The organism is Pseudomonas sp. ML2-2023-3 (assembly GCF_037055275.1).
Classification (GTDB): domain Bacteria; phylum Pseudomonadota; class Gammaproteobacteria; order Pseudomonadales; family Pseudomonadaceae; genus Aquipseudomonas.
The window spans coordinates 3,137,006-3,155,862 of the sequence record NZ_CP146343.1; the positions used below are offsets into that span (position 1 = coordinate 3,137,006).

The 18,857-nt window shown below is 60.1% G+C and carries 16 protein-coding genes; 5 read left to right on the forward strand and 11 right to left on the reverse strand.

Going from position 1 to position 18,857, the window contains the following annotated elements:
• Positions 1-67: 67 nt before the first annotated feature.
• Positions 68-487 (forward strand): hypothetical protein, encoded by a 420-nt coding sequence (locus V6P94_RS14390; protein WP_133076858.1) that lies wholly within the window; start codon positions 68-70, stop codon positions 485-487.
• 128 nt (positions 488-615) lie between these two features.
• On the forward strand, positions 616-1,623 hold the full coding sequence (locus V6P94_RS14395; protein ID WP_338647234.1) for an Ldh family oxidoreductase: 1,008 nt from the start codon (positions 616-618) through the stop codon (positions 1,621-1,623).
• Between the two features lie 242 nt (positions 1,624-1,865).
• Here V6P94_RS14395 and V6P94_RS14400 read toward each other — a convergent pair whose 3' ends face one another.
• From V6P94_RS14400 to V6P94_RS14435, 8 genes are all read right to left on the reverse strand, one after another.
• Entirely contained in the window at positions 1,866-2,783 is a 918-nt protein-coding gene (locus V6P94_RS14400) for a dihydrodipicolinate synthase family protein (RefSeq protein ID WP_338647236.1), read from the reverse strand.
• Positions 2,784-2,868: 85 nt separating this feature from the next.
• Positions 2,869-3,897 carry a trans-3-hydroxy-L-proline dehydratase gene (locus V6P94_RS14405; RefSeq protein ID WP_133076856.1) on the reverse strand — a complete coding sequence of 343 codons (1,029 nt, stop codon included), beginning with the start codon at positions 3,895-3,897 and terminating at the stop codon, positions 2,869-2,871.
• A 66-nt stretch (positions 3,898-3,963) separates the two neighbouring features.
• A complete protein-coding gene (locus tag V6P94_RS14410; RefSeq protein ID WP_133076855.1) occupies positions 3,964-4,686 on the reverse strand; it encodes an amino acid ABC transporter ATP-binding protein in 723 nt (240 codons plus the stop codon).
• Positions 4,679-5,329 carry an amino acid ABC transporter permease gene (locus V6P94_RS14415; protein WP_133076854.1) on the reverse strand — a complete coding sequence of 217 codons (651 nt, stop codon included), beginning with the start codon at positions 5,327-5,329 and terminating at the stop codon, positions 4,679-4,681. The genes V6P94_RS14410 and V6P94_RS14415 overlap by 8 nt, the downstream gene beginning before the upstream one ends.
• A gap of 10 nt (positions 5,330-5,339) precedes the next feature.
• Positions 5,340-6,005, reverse strand: a complete 666-nt coding sequence (locus V6P94_RS14420) for an amino acid ABC transporter permease (RefSeq protein ID WP_133076853.1) — start codon at positions 6,003-6,005, stop codon at positions 5,340-5,342.
• The gene (locus tag V6P94_RS14425; protein WP_133076852.1) at positions 5,998-7,770 is read right to left on the reverse strand and encodes an aconitase X; all 1,773 of its coding nucleotides are present in this window, start codon (positions 7,768-7,770) and stop codon (positions 5,998-6,000) included. Before V6P94_RS14425 ends, V6P94_RS14420 begins: the two co-directional genes overlap by 8 nt.
• A gap of 10 nt (positions 7,771-7,780) precedes the next feature.
• Positions 7,781-8,599: a transporter substrate-binding domain-containing protein gene (locus V6P94_RS14430; RefSeq protein ID WP_133076851.1), complete on the reverse strand. Its 819-nt coding sequence runs from the start codon at positions 8,597-8,599 to the stop codon at positions 7,781-7,783.
• A gap of 283 nt (positions 8,600-8,882) precedes the next feature.
• Positions 8,883-9,815, reverse strand: a complete 933-nt coding sequence (locus V6P94_RS14435) for a helix-turn-helix domain-containing protein (protein ID WP_133076850.1) — start codon at positions 9,813-9,815, stop codon at positions 8,883-8,885.
• 146 nt (positions 9,816-9,961) lie between these two features.
• Between V6P94_RS14435 and V6P94_RS14440 the strand changes: the two genes are divergently transcribed.
• Entirely contained in the window at positions 9,962-11,287 is a 1,326-nt protein-coding gene (locus V6P94_RS14440) for an alpha-glucosidase/alpha-galactosidase (protein ID WP_133076849.1), read from the forward strand.
• 176 nt (positions 11,288-11,463) lie between these two features.
• Positions 11,464-12,777, forward strand: coding sequence for an oligosaccharide MFS transporter (locus V6P94_RS14445; protein ID WP_133076848.1), 1,314 nt, complete (start codon positions 11,464-11,466; stop codon positions 12,775-12,777).
• A gap of 555 nt (positions 12,778-13,332) precedes the next feature.
• On the opposite strand, the gene V6P94_RS14450 is transcribed toward V6P94_RS14445, so the two are convergent.
• The 3 genes from V6P94_RS14450 to V6P94_RS14460 form a co-directional block, all read right to left on the reverse strand.
• A complete protein-coding gene (locus V6P94_RS14450) occupies positions 13,333-14,004 on the reverse strand; it encodes a GntR family transcriptional regulator (RefSeq protein WP_326426652.1) in 672 nt (223 codons plus the stop codon).
• A 160-nt stretch (positions 14,005-14,164) separates the two neighbouring features.
• Positions 14,165-15,550: an ATP-binding protein gene (locus V6P94_RS14455; RefSeq protein ID WP_133076846.1), complete on the reverse strand. Its 1,386-nt coding sequence runs from the start codon at positions 15,548-15,550 to the stop codon at positions 14,165-14,167.
• Complete coding sequence (locus V6P94_RS14460; protein ID WP_133076845.1) at positions 15,547-16,257, reverse strand: response regulator; 711 nt, start codon at positions 16,255-16,257, stop codon at positions 15,547-15,549. Before V6P94_RS14460 ends, V6P94_RS14455 begins: the two co-directional genes overlap by 4 nt.
• A gap of 211 nt (positions 16,258-16,468) precedes the next feature.
• Between V6P94_RS14460 and V6P94_RS14465 the strand changes: the two genes are divergently transcribed.
• Positions 16,469-18,847 carry a TonB-dependent siderophore receptor gene (locus tag V6P94_RS14465; protein ID WP_338647248.1) on the forward strand — a complete coding sequence of 793 codons (2,379 nt, stop codon included), beginning with the start codon at positions 16,469-16,471 and terminating at the stop codon, positions 18,845-18,847.
• Positions 18,848-18,857: the final 10 nt, after the last annotated feature.

The window sequence follows — 18,857 nt, forward strand, 5'->3', positions numbered from 1 at the left end:
GGGAGATTGGCGAGGGCGTTTGTATGCAGCAGTATGTCGGGATACTGATTCACAAGCGGATAGCCCAATGCCTGACGATGCTGAAAATACCGTGCACTACATCAATACCGACCTGCTACTGGCTGCGCCGATTGATTTGGGTTTGTTGGCTGCGGCGTTGATTGGGCAGTCTGAGGCCGATGGGTGCGTCAGTTGTTTGCATATCGGGCGTGACGAGTCCGGGTATCAGGCGCACTTTGAAGCCTTTGGCCCTGACGGGAGTTACTTCACCCCGCAGGAGAGCATCCAGGCCTTGCTGAATGCGATTGAACACCTCCCGCAATCGATGGAGCCAGCGTGGCAAGCCTGTTCAAAAAGGACCCTGGATATTGGTTACGAAAGCGGTGATGTACCGCGTAGCGTAAGCCACCCGATTTCGATCGACATGCTGGCGCGTATGCAGATATTGGGGATTGATCTCTGTATCACGGTGTATGCCAGTAGTTGAGGAGGAACGAAGGCTGCGCCCGGCAGCAACCCTGAGCTGTGCTGAATTCGTCATGCAACCGGCTTGAACCGATCAAGCCGTGGAGCCTGTCATGGTCCAGTCTGTAAGGTCTGTTCAAGGAGCTGATCATGATCCGACTGACCCTGGCCCAGGCTTACGAGCTGGCCGAATCGATCTTGTTGCATAACGGTTTCAATCCGGCCCATGCCCGCGCGGTGAGTGAAACGGTGCTGGCCGGGGAGCGTGATGGTTGCGCCTCCCACGGCTTGTTCCGGGTGCTGGGCTGTGTCAATTCGCTGCGCGCGGGCAAGGTCTCGGCCGACGCCGTGCCCCAGGTGATCGATCAGGCGCCTTCGATTGTGCGGGTGGATGCGGGGGGCGGTTTTTCCCAGCTGGCCTTCCAGGCGGGTTTGCCGATACTGCAGGACAAAACCCGGGCTAACGGTATTGCGGCGTTGGCGATCAATCGGTGTGTGCATTTTTCGGCATTGTGGGTAGAGATCGAACAATTGACGGCGGCCGGTCTGGTGGCATTGGCCTGCAACCCGAGTCATGCCTGGGTTGCGCCAGCCGGCGGCAGCCAGCCGGTCTTTGGCACCAACCCGATTGCGTTTGGCTGGCCACGGGCGGGGCGTGATCCTTTTGTCTTTGACTTTGCCACCAGTGCGATTGCCCGTGGCGACATCGAGTTGCATCGCCGGGCAGGCAAGTCGATACCTGAAGGCTGGGGGGTTGACGCTCAGGGGTTGCCGAGCACCGACGCCAATGTCGTGCTGGATACGGGCGCGATGCTGACGTTCGGCGGGCACAAGGGCTCGGCGCTGGCCGCGATGGTGGAATTGATTGCCGGTCCCTTGATCGGTGATTTGACCAGTGCCGAATCCTTGGCTTACGACGCGGGCAGCAAGTCGTCGCCATACCATGGCGAGTTGATTATCGCGTTCGATCCGCAGCGCTTTCTGGGGGCTGCAACTGATCAGCATCTGGCACGGGCAGAAGTGTTGTTTGAGAGTATCGAAGGGCAGGGCGCCCGTTTGCCGTCGCAACGCCGTTACGATGCGCGGGCGCGAAGCCAGGTGGAAGGGGTGCAGATCCCGCAGGCGTTGTACAACGATCTGCGGGCATTGTTGAATTAAGGACATTGTGCGGGCGGTGAAACCCTCTCGATCGCAGCGACTTCAGCACGGAGTTGGTGACGAATCTGTAGTCGCTGACGAGCCGTGCGAGGCTGCGATCGGCGTGATGCGGCACCCCGACGTAGCCGTCGTAAAATCGGTTCCCACGGTTAGTCAGGCATACCCCGTGCGCCGGTTTACGACCGCTACACCGCCGATCGCAGCCTCGTTCTACTCGACAGCGACTACGAACGCCTCACCGGCTACAAACCGACATCGGGCAACTGCGGACGGTTGGCCAGGGCCTTGGCCATGATCAGCTCGACAAATTCACGGTCTTCCCGGGGCAAGGCCAGGCGCGGTGGGCGGGTCAGGGCGCTGCCGCGACCGGCAATGGCCTCACACAACTTGATGCACTGCACCAGGTCGGCGCGGGCGTCCAGGTGCAAAATCGGCATCAACCACTCATAGATCGGCATGGCCTCGGCAAAACGCCCGGCCTTGGCCAGGCGGAAGATGGTTTCGCCTTCTTTGGGGAATACGTTGGACATGCCCGATACCCAACCCTCGGCACCCACGGCGATGCTTTCGAGCACCACGTCGTCCAGACCAGCAAACAGCACAAAACGGTCGCCGACTTCATTGCGAATGTCGATAAAGCGCCGGGTGTCGCCCGAAGAGTCCTTGAAGCACACCACGTTGTCGCAATCGGCCAGGGAAATCAGGATTTCTGGGGTGACGTCATTTTTGTAGATCGGCGGGTTGTTGTAGACCATCAGCGGTACGTCGGCGTTTTTGGCCACGTAACGATAATGTTCGGCCGTTTCAAAAGGCTTTGAGCCGTAGACCAGCGCGGGCATCAACATCACCCCGTCAACCCCGACCTTGCGCACGGCATTGGCTACCTTGGCGGCTTGCACGCTGGTGAACTCGGCCACGCCACAGATCACCGGTACACGACCGCGAGAGGCATCCACCGCGACTTCGGTCACGGCGATTTTTTCTTCAGCGGTCAACGAGGTGTTTTCCCCCACCGATCCGCACACCACCAGCCCCGAGACGCCGTCGCGAATAACGTTGGAAATCACCTGATGGGTCTTGTCCAGGTTGATGGTGAAGTCATCGTTGAATTGAGTGGTCACCGCAGGGAAGACGCCACTCCAGTTGATGCGCTTGCTCATTGTTTATTGCCTCCGGTTACATTGATGGTATTTCGTATACGATTAAATTCAAAAAAAGGCCTTCGTATCAGCGCTGTGGGGGGGGTTAGGCACCCGGCCAGGTATCCGACAGGCGATAGCCCTGTGGCCACGGGTCGCTTGGGTCCAGCAGTAACTGATGGGTGCCGGTGATCCAGGCCCGGCCAGAGATGCACGGGTAGATCGCGGTGCGTCCGGCGACTTCGGTCATGGAGTCGATGCGGCAATGGAACTCGGAACCGATGATCGAGCGCCCGATAAAGCGATCACCCACCTTGAGCACGCCCTTGGCCTGCAATACCGCCATGCGCGCCGAGCAGCCGGTGCCGCAGGGCGAACGATCGATCTTGCCCGGACGGATCACCACCGCGTTGGCCCCACTGGCAATCCCGTTCTGGTACTCCACGGGGGCTGCAATCTGGCAAAAGGAGATATGCGACCAGTCGGGGTTCAGCGGGTGGACGAAGCCCAATTGCTCGTTGGCCGCACGGGTGATTTTCAAGCCGATTTCAACGATGTCTTTCGCTTCGTCCGGGCTGATCGAAAACCCCAGTTCCCGGGCATCGGCGAGCACGAAACTGTCGCCGCCATAGGCGGTGTCGACCTTGAGCGAGCCAAGGCCTTCAACTTCGATCCAGGCATCCAGACGGTCCGCGAATGACGGTACGTTCTTGATCTCGACCCGTTGCACCTTGCCGTCCCGGCAATCGGCCACGGCTTCGATCAGTCCGCCCGGGGCTTCGAGCACCAGTCGGGTTTGCGGTTCGGTCATCGGCAAAATGCCGCTGTCGAGCAACACCGTGGAGACGCATATCGAGTTGGAGCCCGACATCGGCGGCGTGTCGGCCGGCTCCATGATGATCCAGGCCATTTGTGCCCGTGGATCCTTGGCCGGAACCAGCAGGTTGACGTGGCGGAACACGCCGCCACGGGGTTCGTTGAGGACGAAGTTGCGCAGGGTTTCGTCCTGGGCAATCCACCGCGACTGTTCCCACACGGTGGCACCCGGCGGCGGGGCCACGCCACCTACAATCACGTCGCCGACCTCTCCCTCGGCGTGACAACTGACCACATGAACGATTTTCGATGACCGCATGGCTTGCTCCTGTTGTGTTGAGGTGGGCCTTGTCGCGAGCATGCCCGCGCCCACAGTGACTGGGGGTTATTTGACCGACTTGAGGAAGGCCGCCGTTTCCGCGTGCACCGGGTTGCCGATGACTTGATCGGGGGAGCCGATTTCGTGCACCAGGCCGTTGCGAAAGAACGCCACACGGTCGGATACATCCCGCGCAAAACGGATTTCGTGGGTCACCAGGACCATGGTCATGCCGTCTTCGGCGAGCATGCGCATGGTGTCCAGCACTTCGCCGACCAGTTGCGGGTCGAGGGCCGAGGTGGCTTCGTCAAACAGCATGTAGTCCGGCGACATGGCCAGGGCACGGGCAATGGCCATGCGCTGTTGCTGACCGCCGGACAGCTTGCCGGGGAATGCCTTGAGCTTGTCGCCAAGGCCCACATGGGTCAGTTGCTGCACCGCCAGGGCCTCGGCTTCGGCCTTGCTTTTGCCGAGCACCTTGCGCGGTGCAAGCATCACGTTTTCGAGCACGGTGAGGTGCGGGAAGGCGTTCCATTGCTGGAACACGATGCCGATTTTCTGCCGCAGGTGGTTGAGGTTAGTGGCGCGGTCATGGACTTCGATGCCGTCGACGCGAATGTGGCCCTTCTGGATCGGTTCCAGACCGTTGATGCACATCAGCAGGGTCGACTTGCCGGAGCCGGAGCCGCCGATAATTGAAACCACTTCGCCCTTGTTCACGGTCAGGCTAACGCCCTTGACCACTTCAAGGTCGCCGAAGGATTTGTGTACGTTGACGATCTCAATCATTTTCTTGCCACCTTTTTTCCAGGCGAGCGCCAAGGCGGGCAACCACCAGGCTCATGACGTAATAGATAAGGCCTGCGATGCACAGCACCAGCATCGGTTCCTGGATGCGGGTGACGACGATTTGCGAGGCACGCAACAATTCAACAATGCCGATCCACATCACCAGGGCGGTGTCCTTCATCACACTGAGCACCAGGTTGAGCCAGCCGGGGAAGGCCACTCGCATGGCGATGGGCAGCACGATATAGCGCAGGTCCTGCAAGTAGCTCAGGCCCAGGGAGCGACTGGCCCGGCGTGTGGTAAATGGCACGGCGAGCACGCCACTGCGCACGATCTCGGTGAAGTACGCGGCAGCGTAGACCCCAAGCACGATGCAGCCGACGGTGAAGGCGCTGATGTTCAGGCCGACAATGCTCTTGAGCGAGTTGAACAGCACAAACTGGATCAGCAACGGTACGCTGCGAAACACGTCCAGCACCCAGGCCAGCGGCAGACTGGCCCGCGGCAGCAAAGCGCGCATCAGGCCGAACAGCAGTCCTGCAACAGTACCCAGCAAAATCGCCCAGGTGGTCAGTTGCAGGGTGACCCAGGCCCCGTCCAGCAAAAACAAAAAGTCGTTCCAGGTAAAACTGGTTGAAAACATGGGTCAGTCCTCAGTAACGAAACAGTCGCCAGGCCAACAGCCGGGCTACTGCAACGATTGCTTTGGCAATCAGGTAATACAGCACCGCGGCCATGGCGAAGTATTCGAAGGTGCGGAACGTTTTGACGTTGTAGTCCTGGGTCACGCCGGTGAGGTCATTGTTCAGGCCCACGATCACGCCCAGGGACGTCATCAGTACGGCCCAGACCATCTGGTTGGTCAGCGGGTAGAACACAATGCGCAGCAGCTGCGGGACGACGATCATGCGGTAGGTCTGGAATGCACTCATGCCCAGCGAGCGAGCAGCACGGACCTGGGTTTCGGGCACGGCTTTGAGGCCGCCACGAAAGTTTTCGGCCAGGTAGCCGGCGTTGTTGAACGTGATCCCGGCCAGCAGGGCCACCCATGAACTGACATGCAGGCCCATGGAGCCCAGGCCGAAGTACAAAATATAGATTTGAAACAGCGACGGGGTGTTGCGGGCAATGGATACCCAGGTATTGCCGATGCCGCGCAACCACGGGTTCCTGGTTTCGCGCATCACGGTCAGCGCCAGGGCGATCACTACGCCGAAGATCATCGACAGTGCAGCGGTCTCAAAAGTGACCAGGGCACCTGCGAGCATGTCCGGCAAAGCGCGCATTGCCGATCGCCATTGGAAGGTGTAGTCAAACATGGGCGTAGTTCTCCAGTGAGGCAGCGGTTTGCAGCCACAGCGGCAAGCGACCGCTGGCCGTGGCGCTGCACGCCGCATCCACACACTCGGCGAGGCTGGCGAAGTGAACCTTGCGCCCCACAAGGCCGGGTGCGTAGTGGGCGTATTTGCCCGAGTTGGTCATCAGGTTCCTGGCGGACGGCGGGATCACCGGCTCACCCAGCATGCACCAGCAGGTATCAGTGACCAGCGTGACGCCGAAGGCTTCGAGTACGGCGATATGCCCGGCGTTGCGTGCCTGCTCCAGTACGGCACGGCCACAGGTGATCGCCAGTACCACATCAGGGTGGCGATGCCGGCCCTGGCACAGGCGCGCCAAATGAGCGAACTCGGTCAGGGAAAAGTGCGGGTTGCCCAAGGAGACCACATCCACCCTGGAATCACGGGCACTGTTGAGTTCCTGCCAGCTGAGCAGCAGGTCCTGCACATTGATCTTGATCACCGCCAGGTCTTGATCCAGGACCTGTGCCGGATTCAGCGCTTCAGGTGTTACCCCGGCAATATGGAACAAAGGCGCCGCGCTGGTGGTGGCAAAAGCCGCACCGAATGCCTTGAGATCGTCCCGGTCCGGGTGATGGTGTTCCAGCCCCGACACCAGCGGGATATGGCTCCCGGCCAGGGCACCGATGTGGTAGCCGAGCAGGGGATAAAAGGCGTCGTCGAGGTCAGCCAGTTGCGGCACCTGAACGTGTAAACGGGCTTTGCGCTGACTCTCCAGATGGCAGCCAATCAACGGCGCACGGCCGGTGAGGGCAATGCAGATATCCAGATAATCAGGGTATTTGAGTGTGCGTGCGCCGAGCACGCTGTTGGCGTACACCACCGCGTTGGACTCTGCCCAGACGATCTGCTCACCCGCCTTGGGCGCGCTGTCCAGCAGATAAGGCGCGCAGGTGAAACTCAGCTGTGCACCCATGGCCATGTAGGCATCGCCCAGAGCACTGGCCGGTACGCCGAGCACAGGGTCGATACCCAGTTCACGCCAGCGGCGCTGGTCTACGGAAATCGAATTGAGGGTAGTGGGCACCCGGACCCGGGCGCCCCATTCAACCAGTTGTTGGGCAAAGCGCAGGCTCGCAGGCCCGGTATAGATGCAGCCGTCGATATGCGCCTGGGTGATGTCGATCAGTTGTGCGGCCCCTTGCAATTGCGCCATGCGCAAAACGATTTGCATCGCGACCTGGGCGGCCTTGCCGTAGCTGCCATCGAGCAGTGCCCTATCGTGCTCGGTCAGCTCGATTCCGGTGCCTGGGTCTGCAGTGGGGGTATCGCTGATCGATGTTGGTGCGGTGTCGTCAGGCGCTGTATCAAACAGGCTCAGGTGTGTGCCGTCGACACTGGCGAACGCCTTGCGCTGCAAGCCGGCAAAGGCTTCGCTGCCGATGCAGAGCACCGGCAGGGAGCGTTCGAACAGGGTCTGGGCGACCAGCACGCCAAGGGTCAGAATCTCATCGGCCTCAGCCAGCACCAGGGCTGCGGGGGCATGACCATTGCTGATCAGTTCCATCAGCACGCTGCTACCGGTGCAGGAGCCGCGCCCGCTGGGGATCGCCAGCACCCGGCCCGCCAGGCATTCGCCACTGAGCGGGTGGTGACGGTCGATCACCTCACCGCTGAACGGGTCGACGCCGCCCCAGAAACTCAGGCCGACATCGGCGTAGAGCAGTGGGCCGACCGCTGCGCCATCAACCAGGCTGCGACCGCAGAGAGAAGTTATCCCGGACATGCTGGATACCTCAGTAGTAAACGTGAGGTACGGTCAGATCAGCCGGTGGAATCTCGGTGCCGACCCACTTGACCCACAGATCCTTGTAGCGACCGGTGCGTACTTGCTGGTTGACGAACAGGTTCAGGTAATTGAGCAGGCCGTACTCGCTGCGCTTGGCGCCCAGGGACACGTAATCAACCACGTAAGGTGCGTTGCCGGCGACTTTCAGGTTTTTGTACTTGCCAGACTTAATGGTCGCAGCGGCCACGGTGTTGGTGACGACGGTGGCTTCGATATGGCCCTGGGCAACGGCCAGCAGGGTGTCGTTTTGCGACTGATAGGCACGGAACGATCCGCTGCCCCAGCTCTTCACGTCTTTTTCCAGGGCGATGGCTTCATAGGTGCCGCTGGTATTGCCCACGGCCTTGCCCTTGAGATCGTCGAAGTTGTTGATGCCGGTATCGTCGCGGGTCAGCACCACCATCTGGAAGGCGAAGTAAGGGATGCTCAGGCCAACGGTTTTTGCACGTTCCAGGGTGTCCGAGGTAGAGGCCACGATCACGTCGGCACGGCCGGAGACCAGCGCCGGGATACGGTCAGGGAAGGGGGTTTCAACGATTTCGGCATCGACTCCGAGCACTTTCGCCAGATCGTTGCAGTAGTCCACATCGAAGCCTACCGGCTTGTTGGATGCATCACGCGAGCCCATCGGTGGGAAGTCCAGGGTAACGGCGCAGCGCAGTTTGCCCGATCCAATGATGTCGTCGAGCTTGTCGGCCTGGGCCGTGGCGATAAAGGAACTACTGAGAACAGCGCTGAGGGCTACGGCAAGTACGGGGTTTTTCATGGAAGCCTCGGAGTCGTTGAAGTGCTGTTGAAAATCAGATTGAGGATTTCGTATACGATATTTAATTAGCAAATCGTGTGCCGATTTTCCTGCTGGCCCGTAAATAGTGCGCAGGCGGTGATTTCGGGTTAGCGAGGCGCAGATGGCTTGAGCCGTTGGGGTGCTGTGGGGTGGGGCGGTGTTACAGAAGGGAGCATGACTGCAGGCAATGCCCCGAAAGGAAACATTTGTGTGGGGCAAGGCGGCCAGGGTTTGCGACGACTACGCAGCCAAACGCTGCCCGTCAGGGTGTGCCCAGGTTATTGACGTAAAAGCCGCTCAAGCGAAACTCGCTGGGGGACAGGGAGAACGCACGGCGGAACAGTTTGGAAAAATAATTGGGGTCGCCGATCCCCACGGACAATGACACTGCCTTGATCGACAGGTCGGTCATTTCAAGAAGGTGCGCCGCGCGTTTCATACGTTCGTGCAATACATACTCTGCCGGGGACATGCCGGTCGTACGGGTGAACACCCGGGAGAAATGGGCGCGGCTCAAGCCAGCAAGGCGGGCGAGACTGGCTACGTCCAGTTCGTCCGTGGCGGTGGGGTGGGCGTGTTTGTCCGGCCCCGTTTTCAGGCAGGCATGCACATGATTCTGGATAGTCGCGACCACACCCGAGCCACGGGTAGGCAGGGTGCAGTCCTGAACGCTCAAATCATCATGGAGCAGCATCAGGGCGTCATAGGCCAGGGCAGATGCCCGGCCTGCGGTGAGTTCCGGGGTGTGGACCAAGGTATCAATGGTGGTGGCCAGGGCTTCAATGGTCTGGTTGCTCAGCTTTAGCACCGGCCCGCGCTCTGCCAGCAGTGCCCGTTGCAGGCGCAACGCCTCCTTGCCGTACATGGCAATCCAGAAGAACTCCCAACTGTTGCCTTCCTCCAGCCAGTAGCAATGGTCGTGTGGCACCAGCAGCAACATGGTGTCCCCGGCATGGAGGCGGTGGTGGCGGCCTTCGAAGCGCAAATTGCCTTCGCCCGCGAGGGTGTGCTGCAAGATCACGAACGGGGTGTCCCCGCGCCTGCGCCCGTCCCAGCAATAGGAGGTGTCCTGGGCCCGGTCGTAACCGGCGTTGGTGGGCATGGTGTGCAGTTGATGCCTGCCGCGGGGCAGTGAAATGACCGTGGTTGACGGCCCTCTTGCCATCATCTCGCTGAGCACAGAATTACCCGTCATCGCATAAAACTCGTCTATTCAGGGGGTGGGTCGCCTCCTACCATAGGAATCAAGCGGTTCCCAGGCAGCCTCAACAGGCATGGACTGCGGTGATGCTCTGATATTTTTTTACCTGTGTCCACTGCGAATAGAACAAGGATAAGCAGATGACTTTCAAGACCACGAAGATTGCCCTGATAGGTGCCGGCTCCACGGTATTCATGAAAAACGTGCTGGGCGATCTGTTGCACGTCGAGCTGTTGCGCAATGCGCATTTTGCGTTGATGGATATCGATCTGCATCGCCTGGAAACCTCGAAGATGGTGGCGGGCAAGATCGCCGAGACCCTGGGTGTGTCCCCCGTGTTCGAGGTGACGACCGATCGCCGTCGAGCACTGGAAGGGGCCGATTATGTGGTCACGATGATTCAGGTCGCAGGCTACAAACCGGGTACCGTGACCGATTTCGAGATCCCCAGGCGCTTCGGCCTGCGCCAGACCATCGGCGACACCCTGGGCATCGGCGGCATCATGCGTGGCTTGCGTACCGCCCCGGTACTGGTGGACATCGCCAAGGACATGGGCGAACTCTGCCCCGGTGCCCTGATGCTGCAATACGTCAACCCGATGGCCATTAACTGCATGGCGCTCAATCGCTTCGTTCCTCAGGTGCGTACGGTGGGGCTGTGCCATTCCGTGCAGGGCACGGCAAAGGAGCTGTCCCTGGACATCGGCGTACCGATCGAAGAAATTCGCTATCGCTGCGCCGGCATCAATCACATGTCCTTCTACACCTCGTTCGAGCGCCTGTTGGCCGATGGCAGCGTCGAAGATCTTTACCCGCGTATCCGCGCCGTACTTGATGAAGGAAAGGTCCCGGACTGGAACCGGGTACGTTATGAGGTGTTCAAGCACTTCGGCCATTTTGCGACCGAGTCTTCCGAGCATCTGGCCGAGTACGTGCCGTGGTTTATCAAGCGCCATCGCCCGGACCTGATCGAGCAGTTCAATATTCCGCTTGATGAATACCTGCGCCGCTGCGAGGAGCAGATCAGCGAGTGGGGCGTGCAGGAGCAGGCGCTGATCAACGGTGAAGGGCTCAAGGTGTGCCGCAGCCACGAATACGCTTCAAAAATCATCGAGGCCGAACTCACGGGTATTCCGACCGTGATCAACGGCAACGTGATGAACGCCGGATTGATCAGCAATCTGCCTGATAATGCCTGCGTAGAGGTACCCTGTGTGGTTGACCACAACGGTATTCAACCTACCCGTGTGGGTCATCTGCCGGTAGGCCTTGCCGCGTTGATGCAAACCAATATCAATGTTCAGCTCCTGACCGTGGAAGCCCTGGCCAGCGGTCGTCGTGAGCATGTCAAACAGGCCGTGATGCTTGATCCCCACGCGGCGGCAGAGCTGAGCCTCGACGAAATCGCGACCATGGTTGACGACTTGATCGAGGCTCACGAAGGCTGGTTGCCGCACTTGGGTTAAGCGCAGAAAACCTGCTGCCTTAGCCTGAAATTCTACCCGAAGTACCCGTCAAACGGCCTTGACGGGCGGCCAGTTCCTGCGCGATCAACAGATCCGCCGGGGCTGGCGCTCACGCTCGCGCAAGTGAGCACTCACGGCACGTTTGTCCATAAAAACAATGAGTCCAGGGTGGACCTATGAACGTGACGCTAGGTACTGCAATTGGCGGGGTTCTGCCGTTTTTCAAATACGGCATGATCTTCTTTTTCTACTACTTCATCACGGGCGGTACGGCGCCTTTTCTTGCGGTGTGGCTGGGAGATGTCGGCACGCTGGATGCTGGCGCCATCGGCTTGATGTTCGGCTCCCAGGCGGTCTTTGCAATGCTGTTCCAGCCGCTCTTTGGCGTGCTGAGTGATCGCCTGGATCATCGCAAACACCTGCTGTGTGTGGTCATCGGCCTGCTGATTTTGTTGGCACCCTTCATGAACTGGGTATTTGCGCCGCTGCTGCGCACCCACCTGATGCTGGCGGCACTGGTGGGCGGCGTGTACCTGGGGATTACCTTCGCCGCTGGCGGCGGGGCGTTGGAGGTGTACATCGAAAAAGCCTGCCGGGCCAACCGTATTCCCTACGGTCGGGTGCGAATGTTCGGTGCCATTGGTTTCGGTTTCTCGGCGGCAATTTCCGGGATGTTGATCAGCACCAGTCCCGAATCCATTTTCTGGCTGGGCTCGCTCTGTGCGGTGCTGATGGCCGTGCTCGTCTACCGGATCAAGCCGTGCCTGGGTGTTGTGCCGACAGGGGATGGCGCCGAGAAAACGCCCCCGGTTTCCTATGCCGCCATCGGGAGCCTGTTGCTGGATCGGCGTTTCTGGTTTCTGGTGCTCTACGTCGTCGGAGTCGCATGCCTGTACGACATTTTCGACCAGCAGTTTGTGAACTACTTCCGTGGTTTTTTCGAATCGCCGCAGCAGGGCATGCAAGTGTTCGGGTTTGTCACCACGCTGACGGAGTGCATGGTTGCATTGGGCATGTTCCTGATCCCGGGCGTGCTGAACCGTATCGGTGGCAAAAATGCCCTGATCATTGCGGGGCTGGTGATGTGGCTGCGCATTACCGGTTCGGGGCTCGCAACCACGCCGTATGAAATGGTGGCGTTGAAGATGCTCCATGCCCTGGAAGTGCCACTGGTGTTTATCGGCATGTTCAAGTACATCGAGGATGTCTTCGGTACGCGTTTGTCGGCAACGATTTACATGGTGGGGTTTGTGTTTGCCAAGGGAGTAGGGGCGACGTTCATTTCACCGCTGGCAGGGCACATGTACGAAGTCTTCGGCTTCCGGCACACCTATATCGTGCTGGGCAGCTCGGCCTTGTTGTTCACCATCATTTCAATGTTCAGCCTCGACAGTGGCAAACACAGGAAGCCTGCCCGGCTGGACTTGCGCAAGTCGCGCTCGGCGGTGGTCAAGCCTCAGGTCATGAGGCAGCCGGTGGTTGCAAAGTAAGGCTAAAGTCCTGCAGCCGGGTGCGCAGTCTGTTCTAGTGCTGTTCACTTGAAAGCAACGCTGCTCGAGTGTGGGAGCGGGCTTGCTCGCGATGATCGTTAACGATGACGCGTAATGACTGAGTCAATCCGGCGTTCTGAAGACCATCGCGAGCAAGCCCGCTCCCACAGAGGCAGAAATCGTGTATCGGGGTCTTGGTCAGCCGTTAACAGCCATAGTACGCAGGGTTAATCAGGATCTGGTCGCAATGCTGTTCACTTGAGAGCAACGCTGCTCGAGTGTGGGAGCGGGCTTGCTCGCGATGATCGTTAACGATGACGCGTAATGACTGAATCAATTCGGCGTTCTGAAGACCATCGCGAGCAAGCCCGCTCCCACAGGGGCAGAAATCGTTTAAGTGAACAATATTGGGGGGCTGCGGCCGGGGTCCAGTTGCTCGCCACGTGGATCAGCCTTGATCACCGGATAAAACCCTTACAGGTCGACTGAGCCGTCGGGCAGGTGGTTAACCGTTACCCGTGCCCGTCCGAGTGGAAAATAGCGTTGATTGCGGGATCAGTGGCTTTGCGGCAAATGCTCGAACAGGGTTTTGCACACCCCGGCGATATGTTCATCCAGCAGCCCGACGGCCCGCTCCACATCACCGGCGCGGCAAGCATCGAGTATCTCCCGGTGTTCGTGATCTGCGCGGTGCTTGCCTGCCGACAAACTCATCTGGATACGCAGATAGCGTTCAAGCTTGTCGTTGACTGAGCGGATCAGGCTGATCATGAAGGGCCGCTGCGCCGGCTCGTAGAGGCAGGCGTGAAGTTCCCAGTTGAGTTCGGCCCAGCGACCCACGTCATCCTCGCCGACAAACTCCTTACAGATGCGTTCGGCGCGAGCGAAGGTGTCCGCGGTCATGTTGGGGATGGCCAGGCGCAGCAATTTGTCTTCGAGCAGCATGCGCACTTCAAACATCTGGGCCAGCTCGGCCTCGGAAATCCGCGTGACCATGGCCCCGCGATTACGCTGGAACATCACCAGGCCTTCAGCCTCCAGACGCTTGAGGGCTTCGCGTACAGGAATTTTGCTGACATTGAACTGGCGGGCGATTTCGTCCTGACGAATCGGCTCATCCTCGGCAAAGTGCCCGGCGACGATGGCATCGCGCAGATGCAAGGTGATGATTTCCGAGGTGGACGGTGAGTTGCCCAGGTCGGGAGCATTGAATTTTGGGTGGGCCACGGTCGTCATCGTTCACTGGTAAAAAAGATATGGTATACGAAAGTCGAAAGGTATTCCTTGTGCCGATGGTCGGCCAGGCCTGGTGGGCTGGCTGTTTTTGAGTGATTGGCGGGTTGGCAGGGTAATCCGGCGATCGGTTGCACCGCCGTTAACCCCTGATTTAGCAGCTGTTTTCAAACCTGAGCACGGCATCCAGCCCGCCGTCGGGTCGATTGTGCAGTTCCAGTGTTCCACCGTGGGCCGCCGCGACGGTCTGGGCGATGCTCAGTCCCAGGCCATAGCCACCGGTGCTGCTGTTGCGCGATGACTCCAGGCGATAGAACGGTTCCAGAACCTGGGTCAGCTGTTCGGGCGCAATCCCCGGGCCGCTGTCCCTGACCGTGATGGTCAGGCTGGCGGGCTGCTCGTCGACGATCACGTGCACGTCGCGGGCATACCGCACGGCATTTTCCAGCAGGTTCTGGACGCAGCGTTTCAGGCTGCGGGCATAACCCGAGAACGGTCGGGTAGCCCGGCCGGTGAGGGTGATGTGTTCACCCACATCCTGCAGGTCGGCCTGAAGGCTTTGCAGCAATGCGTTGATATCGATGCTCTGGCGGGGCTCGTTGATTTCACCGCTGCTGACGAAGTCCAGAGTGGTGGACACCAGCCCCTCCATATCGGTCAGGTCTTTGCGAAAACGCTCCTTGAGCGGCTCGTTGTCGAGCATCTCGGTGCGCAGTCGCAGGCGCGTGATGGGCGAGCGCAAGTCATGGGACACCGCCGCCAGAAAACGCGTGCGCTCGGCCAGGCTGGCCAGCAGGCGTTGTTGCATCAGGTTGAACGCCTGGGCTGCACGTTGCACTTCCACCGGCCCCTTGATGGGCAGCGGCTGGCGCCGGATGTCCTGGCCCAGCGCCTGGGCAGCCTGTGCCAGTTGATTGAGCGGGCGAACGGCCAGGCGCACCGCGAGCAAGACAATGATGGCCACTACGATGATCCGCACCAGATAAATGCGCAGAAAGTAATCGATCATCACATCCGCCGGCGCCAGGCTGGTCCAGCCCTGATCCTCGCGGGCTTGTACATGCAGCCATCGGCCATCGGCCAGGCGCAGCTCAAGGGTAAATTGACCGGCGGCGGGGCTTGAACCGAACAGCGTATCGATCCCGGCCTTGTGCCCCTGATTGTCGAGCAGGGTCAGGTTGAGCAGGTTCAAGGGTGTTTGCGTTGCCGTCTTTTCATTGATCAGGCTGCGCAGCAGCGACTCGGTTGCCCGATCCTGGGCCGTGAGCGGCGCACGTTCGGCACTGGGGGCATTACGCAGTTCAAGGTTGAAGGCGGGGGTGCTCAAGCTTTGCAGCAAAAGCCCGGTGCGCCGGGGATCGGTCGTTGCCACGCGGACAATATCGGCCAGGCGACTGGCGATCAGGCGCGTGGGGATTTCCAGTACCTGGCTGTGGCGCACGTCATACCAGATGCTGCTGGTCAGCACTTGGGCTGCCAGCATGCCGCTGACCAGAATCACCACCAGCCGCCCATAGAGGGTGCGGGGCAACAGGGTCATGACTCGCTCGTCACGCAGGCCGAGGTGAGCATATAGCCCTCATTGCGCACGGTCTTGATCAGGCCGGGCGCCAATTGCTGGCGCAAACGGCTGACGCAGACATCAATGGATCGGTCGAAGGGCGTGCTGTCCTTGTCGAACACATGGTTGAGCAAAAAGTCCCGGCTCAACGGCCGGTTGGGGTGCTGCAACAGCAAGCGCAGCACGCGGTAGTCGGAGTTTCCCAGGCTGATCACCAGACCGTCGGCGGACAGCACTTGCCGGGCGCGGGTGTCGAGCCGCCACTCATCAAAGCGCACATAAGTGGCCTCATCGACCCGGGCACGCTGCGGAAAACTCTGCGCCCGGCGCAACACCACTTTGATGCGCACCAGTAACTCCCGGGGGTCGAAGGGCTTGGGCAGATAGTCATCCGCACCGATCTCCAGGCCCACGATACGGTCTATCAGGCTGGCGCGTGCGGTCAGCATGATCACCGGGATATTGGAGCTGCCGCGCAGCGTGCGGCACAGGCTCAGGCCGTCTTCACCGGGCAGCATCAGATCGAGCACGATCAGGTCGATAACGCTCAATTCCAGGCGGCGGCGCATTTCCTTGCCATCGCAGGCGGTGGACGCCTGATACCCCGCGTCGCGCAGATAGTCGGCCAGCAACTGGCGGATGTCGGGGTCGTCATCGACGATTAACACATGATCTTGCTTGGACATGGGCAGTACAGACGCCTTGAGTCAGATGAACATTGAGCCGGGGAGGGCCGCACAAATAGCCGATTCCACGGCGCGCAGCCGGGCTAAATGTAATGGAATGTTGTGGGTGCTGTTTTCATGCACTGGCAATACAAAGTCAGGCGATCCGCTGCAATGACGCTCTTTAGAATGGCGAATCTAAATGCGAGTCATTGTAATTAAGGAAGGCCCGATGCCATCGTCACCCGATGCGGCAGTAGTTCGCAATACCCCTTGTGCATTGAACGGTACGCTTGCCCCCGTGTTCAGCCTGCTGGCCCTCGGCGTATTGAGCCCGGCGAGCCAGGCGGCGCAGTCCTCGACAGAGGTGCTGACCCTGCCAGCATCGAACGTGGAGGGCACTTATGACTCGCCGTTCAAGGTCGATGAAGTGTCATCGCGCAAGGTCATGACGCCGCTGCTGGATGCCCCGCAGAGCATCACCATCGTGCCCCAGCAGGTGCTCAAGGAGCAGAACGCCCAGAGCTTGCAGGACATCTTGCGCAACGTGCCGGGCATCACCTTCATGTCCGGCGAGGGCAATCTCGGCTGGGGTGATCTGTTTTCCATCCGCGGGTTTTCTTCCGAGCAGAGCCTGACCGTCGATGGTGTGCGCGATGCGGGCATGTCCAGCCGCAACGACACCTTCAACCTGCAACAGGCCGAGGTGTTCAAGGGCACCGGCGCCATCGAGTCGGGTATTTCGGCAGTGGGCGGCAGCGTCAATCTGGTGAGCAAGGAAGCCCATCTGGGGGATGCCAATCGGGTGTCTGCCGGTGTCGGGACCGATGGCTATCGACGCCTGACCGCTGATATCAACCATGAGTTGAATGACACCAGCGCGGTGCGCATCAACCTGATGAAGCACCAAAGCCAGGTGGCTGAACGCGATGAGGTCGACTACGACCGCTGGGGCATTGCCACCTCGCTGGCCCTGGGGCTGTCGACGCCGACCCGGGGCTTTGTCGATTTTTTCTACCAGAAGGATGACAACACCCCGGACGGCGGCCTGCCGATCTTGCGCGGCACAGATGGCAAGCGCATGCCCGGCGTCAAACGCAGCAACTGGTACGGCGACTCCAGCCTGTACACCCAGCAAACCGAGACCACTTCGTTGACCGGGCGCCTGGAACACGACTTCGACAATGGGACGTTGCTGACCAACCAGGTGCGCTGGCAGCGCACCGACAACTTTTCGGTGCTGTCCCCGGCGCGTTTTACCGCCGCAGGCGCCGACGGCGCGAAAACCTGTACCGCCAACCGTTGCGCAACCCTGGGTTATGTCGGCGTGGGGCCGGTATCGACGGTCAACGGGGTCAATGTCTACACCGACTACACCAACACCGGCAGCACCGCCAACGGGATACTGCGGGGCAGTGATTTCGGCTTGTCCAAACGCTACACCATCCTCGATAACCAGACCGACCTGAGCTTTGAATTCGACACCGGCGCCATCAGCCACAAGGCCGTGGCCGGGCTCGATGTCTACCATGAAACCTACGGTGGCCTTGAGCGCAACGCCAAGGTGCCGGCGCCGAACATGACGTTCGACATGGCTGACCCACAGCATGACTTTGCGGCGGTCTACACCACCAAGGGCGTCGGCGAGCCGCGTTCGAGCATCGACAACGCCGGGCTGTTTTTTGGCGATACCCTGACCCTGAATCAGTGGTGGCAGGTCATGGGGTCCCTGCGCTATGACCACTGGAGTGCCGAAACGACCCAGCGTGGCCAGGACGATGTCAAGGACACCTCGGGTGCCTGGAGCGGTCGCGCCGGGGTGGTATTCAAGCCACAACCCAACGGCACGATTTACGCGTCGTACAGTGAGTCGACCCAGCCTTCGGCGCTGGGTGCCTCGACCAACAACCAGATCTACGGTGCTGCCAGTACCCGTCGCTATACCCCGGCCAAGTCCAGGACTTACGAGCTTGGCACCAAGTGGGACCTGCTGGACAAAGGCATGAGCGTGACCGCGGCGGTGTTCCGCACTGAGCTGGTCAACTCCTGGGAATACGCCGAGGGTGAAGCATCGCCGGTGCGTGCCTTGCCTGCCAAACGGGTCGATGGCGTCGAGCTGGGCCTGCAAGGCACCTTGACCGATCGCTGGACGGCCTACAGCGGTTTCTCGGCCCTCAAAAGCGAACAGACCAAGGGTGTCAACAAAGGCGCAGAGGCCAAGAACGTGCCCGACCTGACGGCCAACCTGTGGACCACCTACGCCTTTACCGATGACCTGAGCTTGAGCTATGGCGCCAACTACGTGGGTCGTCGTCGCTACACCGACAACAAATACGTGGGTGGCCTGAACAACAACAGCAGCTATGCCGACGGTCCTTCAGGGGTGCTTGCGATCTACACCCAGGACAAGGAAAAGGCCCCCGGCTACTGGGTGCACTACCTGGCAGCGCAGTGCAGGTTCAATCGCCAGACCACGGTCAACCTCAATGTCGACAACCTGTTCAACACCTTCTACTTCAGCCGCGTCGGCGCCTCGCTAGATGGCTTTCAGCTGTATGGCGTGCCGGGAGCCGGACGCACGCTGACGGCGAGTATCGATTATGACTTCTGATTCCGGGTTG

What these genes read in the sequence shown, in the direction of transcription:
- V6P94_RS14430 (WP_133076851.1), bottom strand. Translation starts at nt 8,599, where the DNA reads ATGAAAAACCCCGTACTTGCCGTAGCCCTCAGCGCTGTTCTCAGTAGT.
- V6P94_RS14435 (WP_133076850.1), bottom strand. Translation starts at nt 9,815, where the DNA reads ATGACGGGTAATTCTGTGCTCAGCGAGATGATGGCAAGAGGGCCGTCA.
- V6P94_RS14390 (WP_133076858.1), top strand. Translation starts at nt 68, where the DNA reads ATGCCTGACGATGCTGAAAATACCGTGCACTACATCAATACCGACCTG.
- V6P94_RS14420 (WP_133076853.1), bottom strand. Translation starts at nt 6,005, where the DNA reads ATGTTTGACTACACCTTCCAATGGCGATCGGCAATGCGCGCTTTGCCG.
- V6P94_RS14395 (WP_338647234.1), top strand. Translation starts at nt 616, where the DNA reads ATGATCCGACTGACCCTGGCCCAGGCTTACGAGCTGGCCGAATCGATC.
- V6P94_RS14410 (WP_133076855.1), bottom strand. Translation starts at nt 4,686, where the DNA reads ATGATTGAGATCGTCAACGTACACAAATCCTTCGGCGACCTTGAAGTG.
- V6P94_RS14405 (WP_133076856.1), bottom strand. Translation starts at nt 3,897, where the DNA reads ATGCGGTCATCGAAAATCGTTCATGTGGTCAGTTGTCACGCCGAGGGA.
- V6P94_RS14460 (WP_133076845.1), bottom strand. Translation starts at nt 16,257, where the DNA reads ATGTCCAAGCAAGATCATGTGTTAATCGTCGATGACGACCCCGACATC.
- V6P94_RS14415 (WP_133076854.1), bottom strand. Translation starts at nt 5,329, where the DNA reads ATGTTTTCAACCAGTTTTACCTGGAACGACTTTTTGTTTTTGCTGGAC.
- V6P94_RS14465 (WP_338647248.1), top strand. Translation starts at nt 16,469, where the DNA reads ATGCCATCGTCACCCGATGCGGCAGTAGTTCGCAATACCCCTTGTGCA.
- V6P94_RS14400 (WP_338647236.1), bottom strand. Translation starts at nt 2,783, where the DNA reads ATGAGCAAGCGCATCAACTGGAGTGGCGTCTTCCCTGCGGTGACCACT.
- V6P94_RS14440 (WP_133076849.1), top strand. Translation starts at nt 9,962, where the DNA reads ATGACTTTCAAGACCACGAAGATTGCCCTGATAGGTGCCGGCTCCACG.
- V6P94_RS14445 (WP_133076848.1), top strand. Translation starts at nt 11,464, where the DNA reads ATGAACGTGACGCTAGGTACTGCAATTGGCGGGGTTCTGCCGTTTTTC.
- V6P94_RS14425 (WP_133076852.1), bottom strand. Translation starts at nt 7,770, where the DNA reads ATGTCCGGGATAACTTCTCTCTGCGGTCGCAGCCTGGTTGATGGCGCA.
- V6P94_RS14455 (WP_133076846.1), bottom strand. Translation starts at nt 15,550, where the DNA reads ATGACCCTGTTGCCCCGCACCCTCTATGGGCGGCTGGTGGTGATTCTG.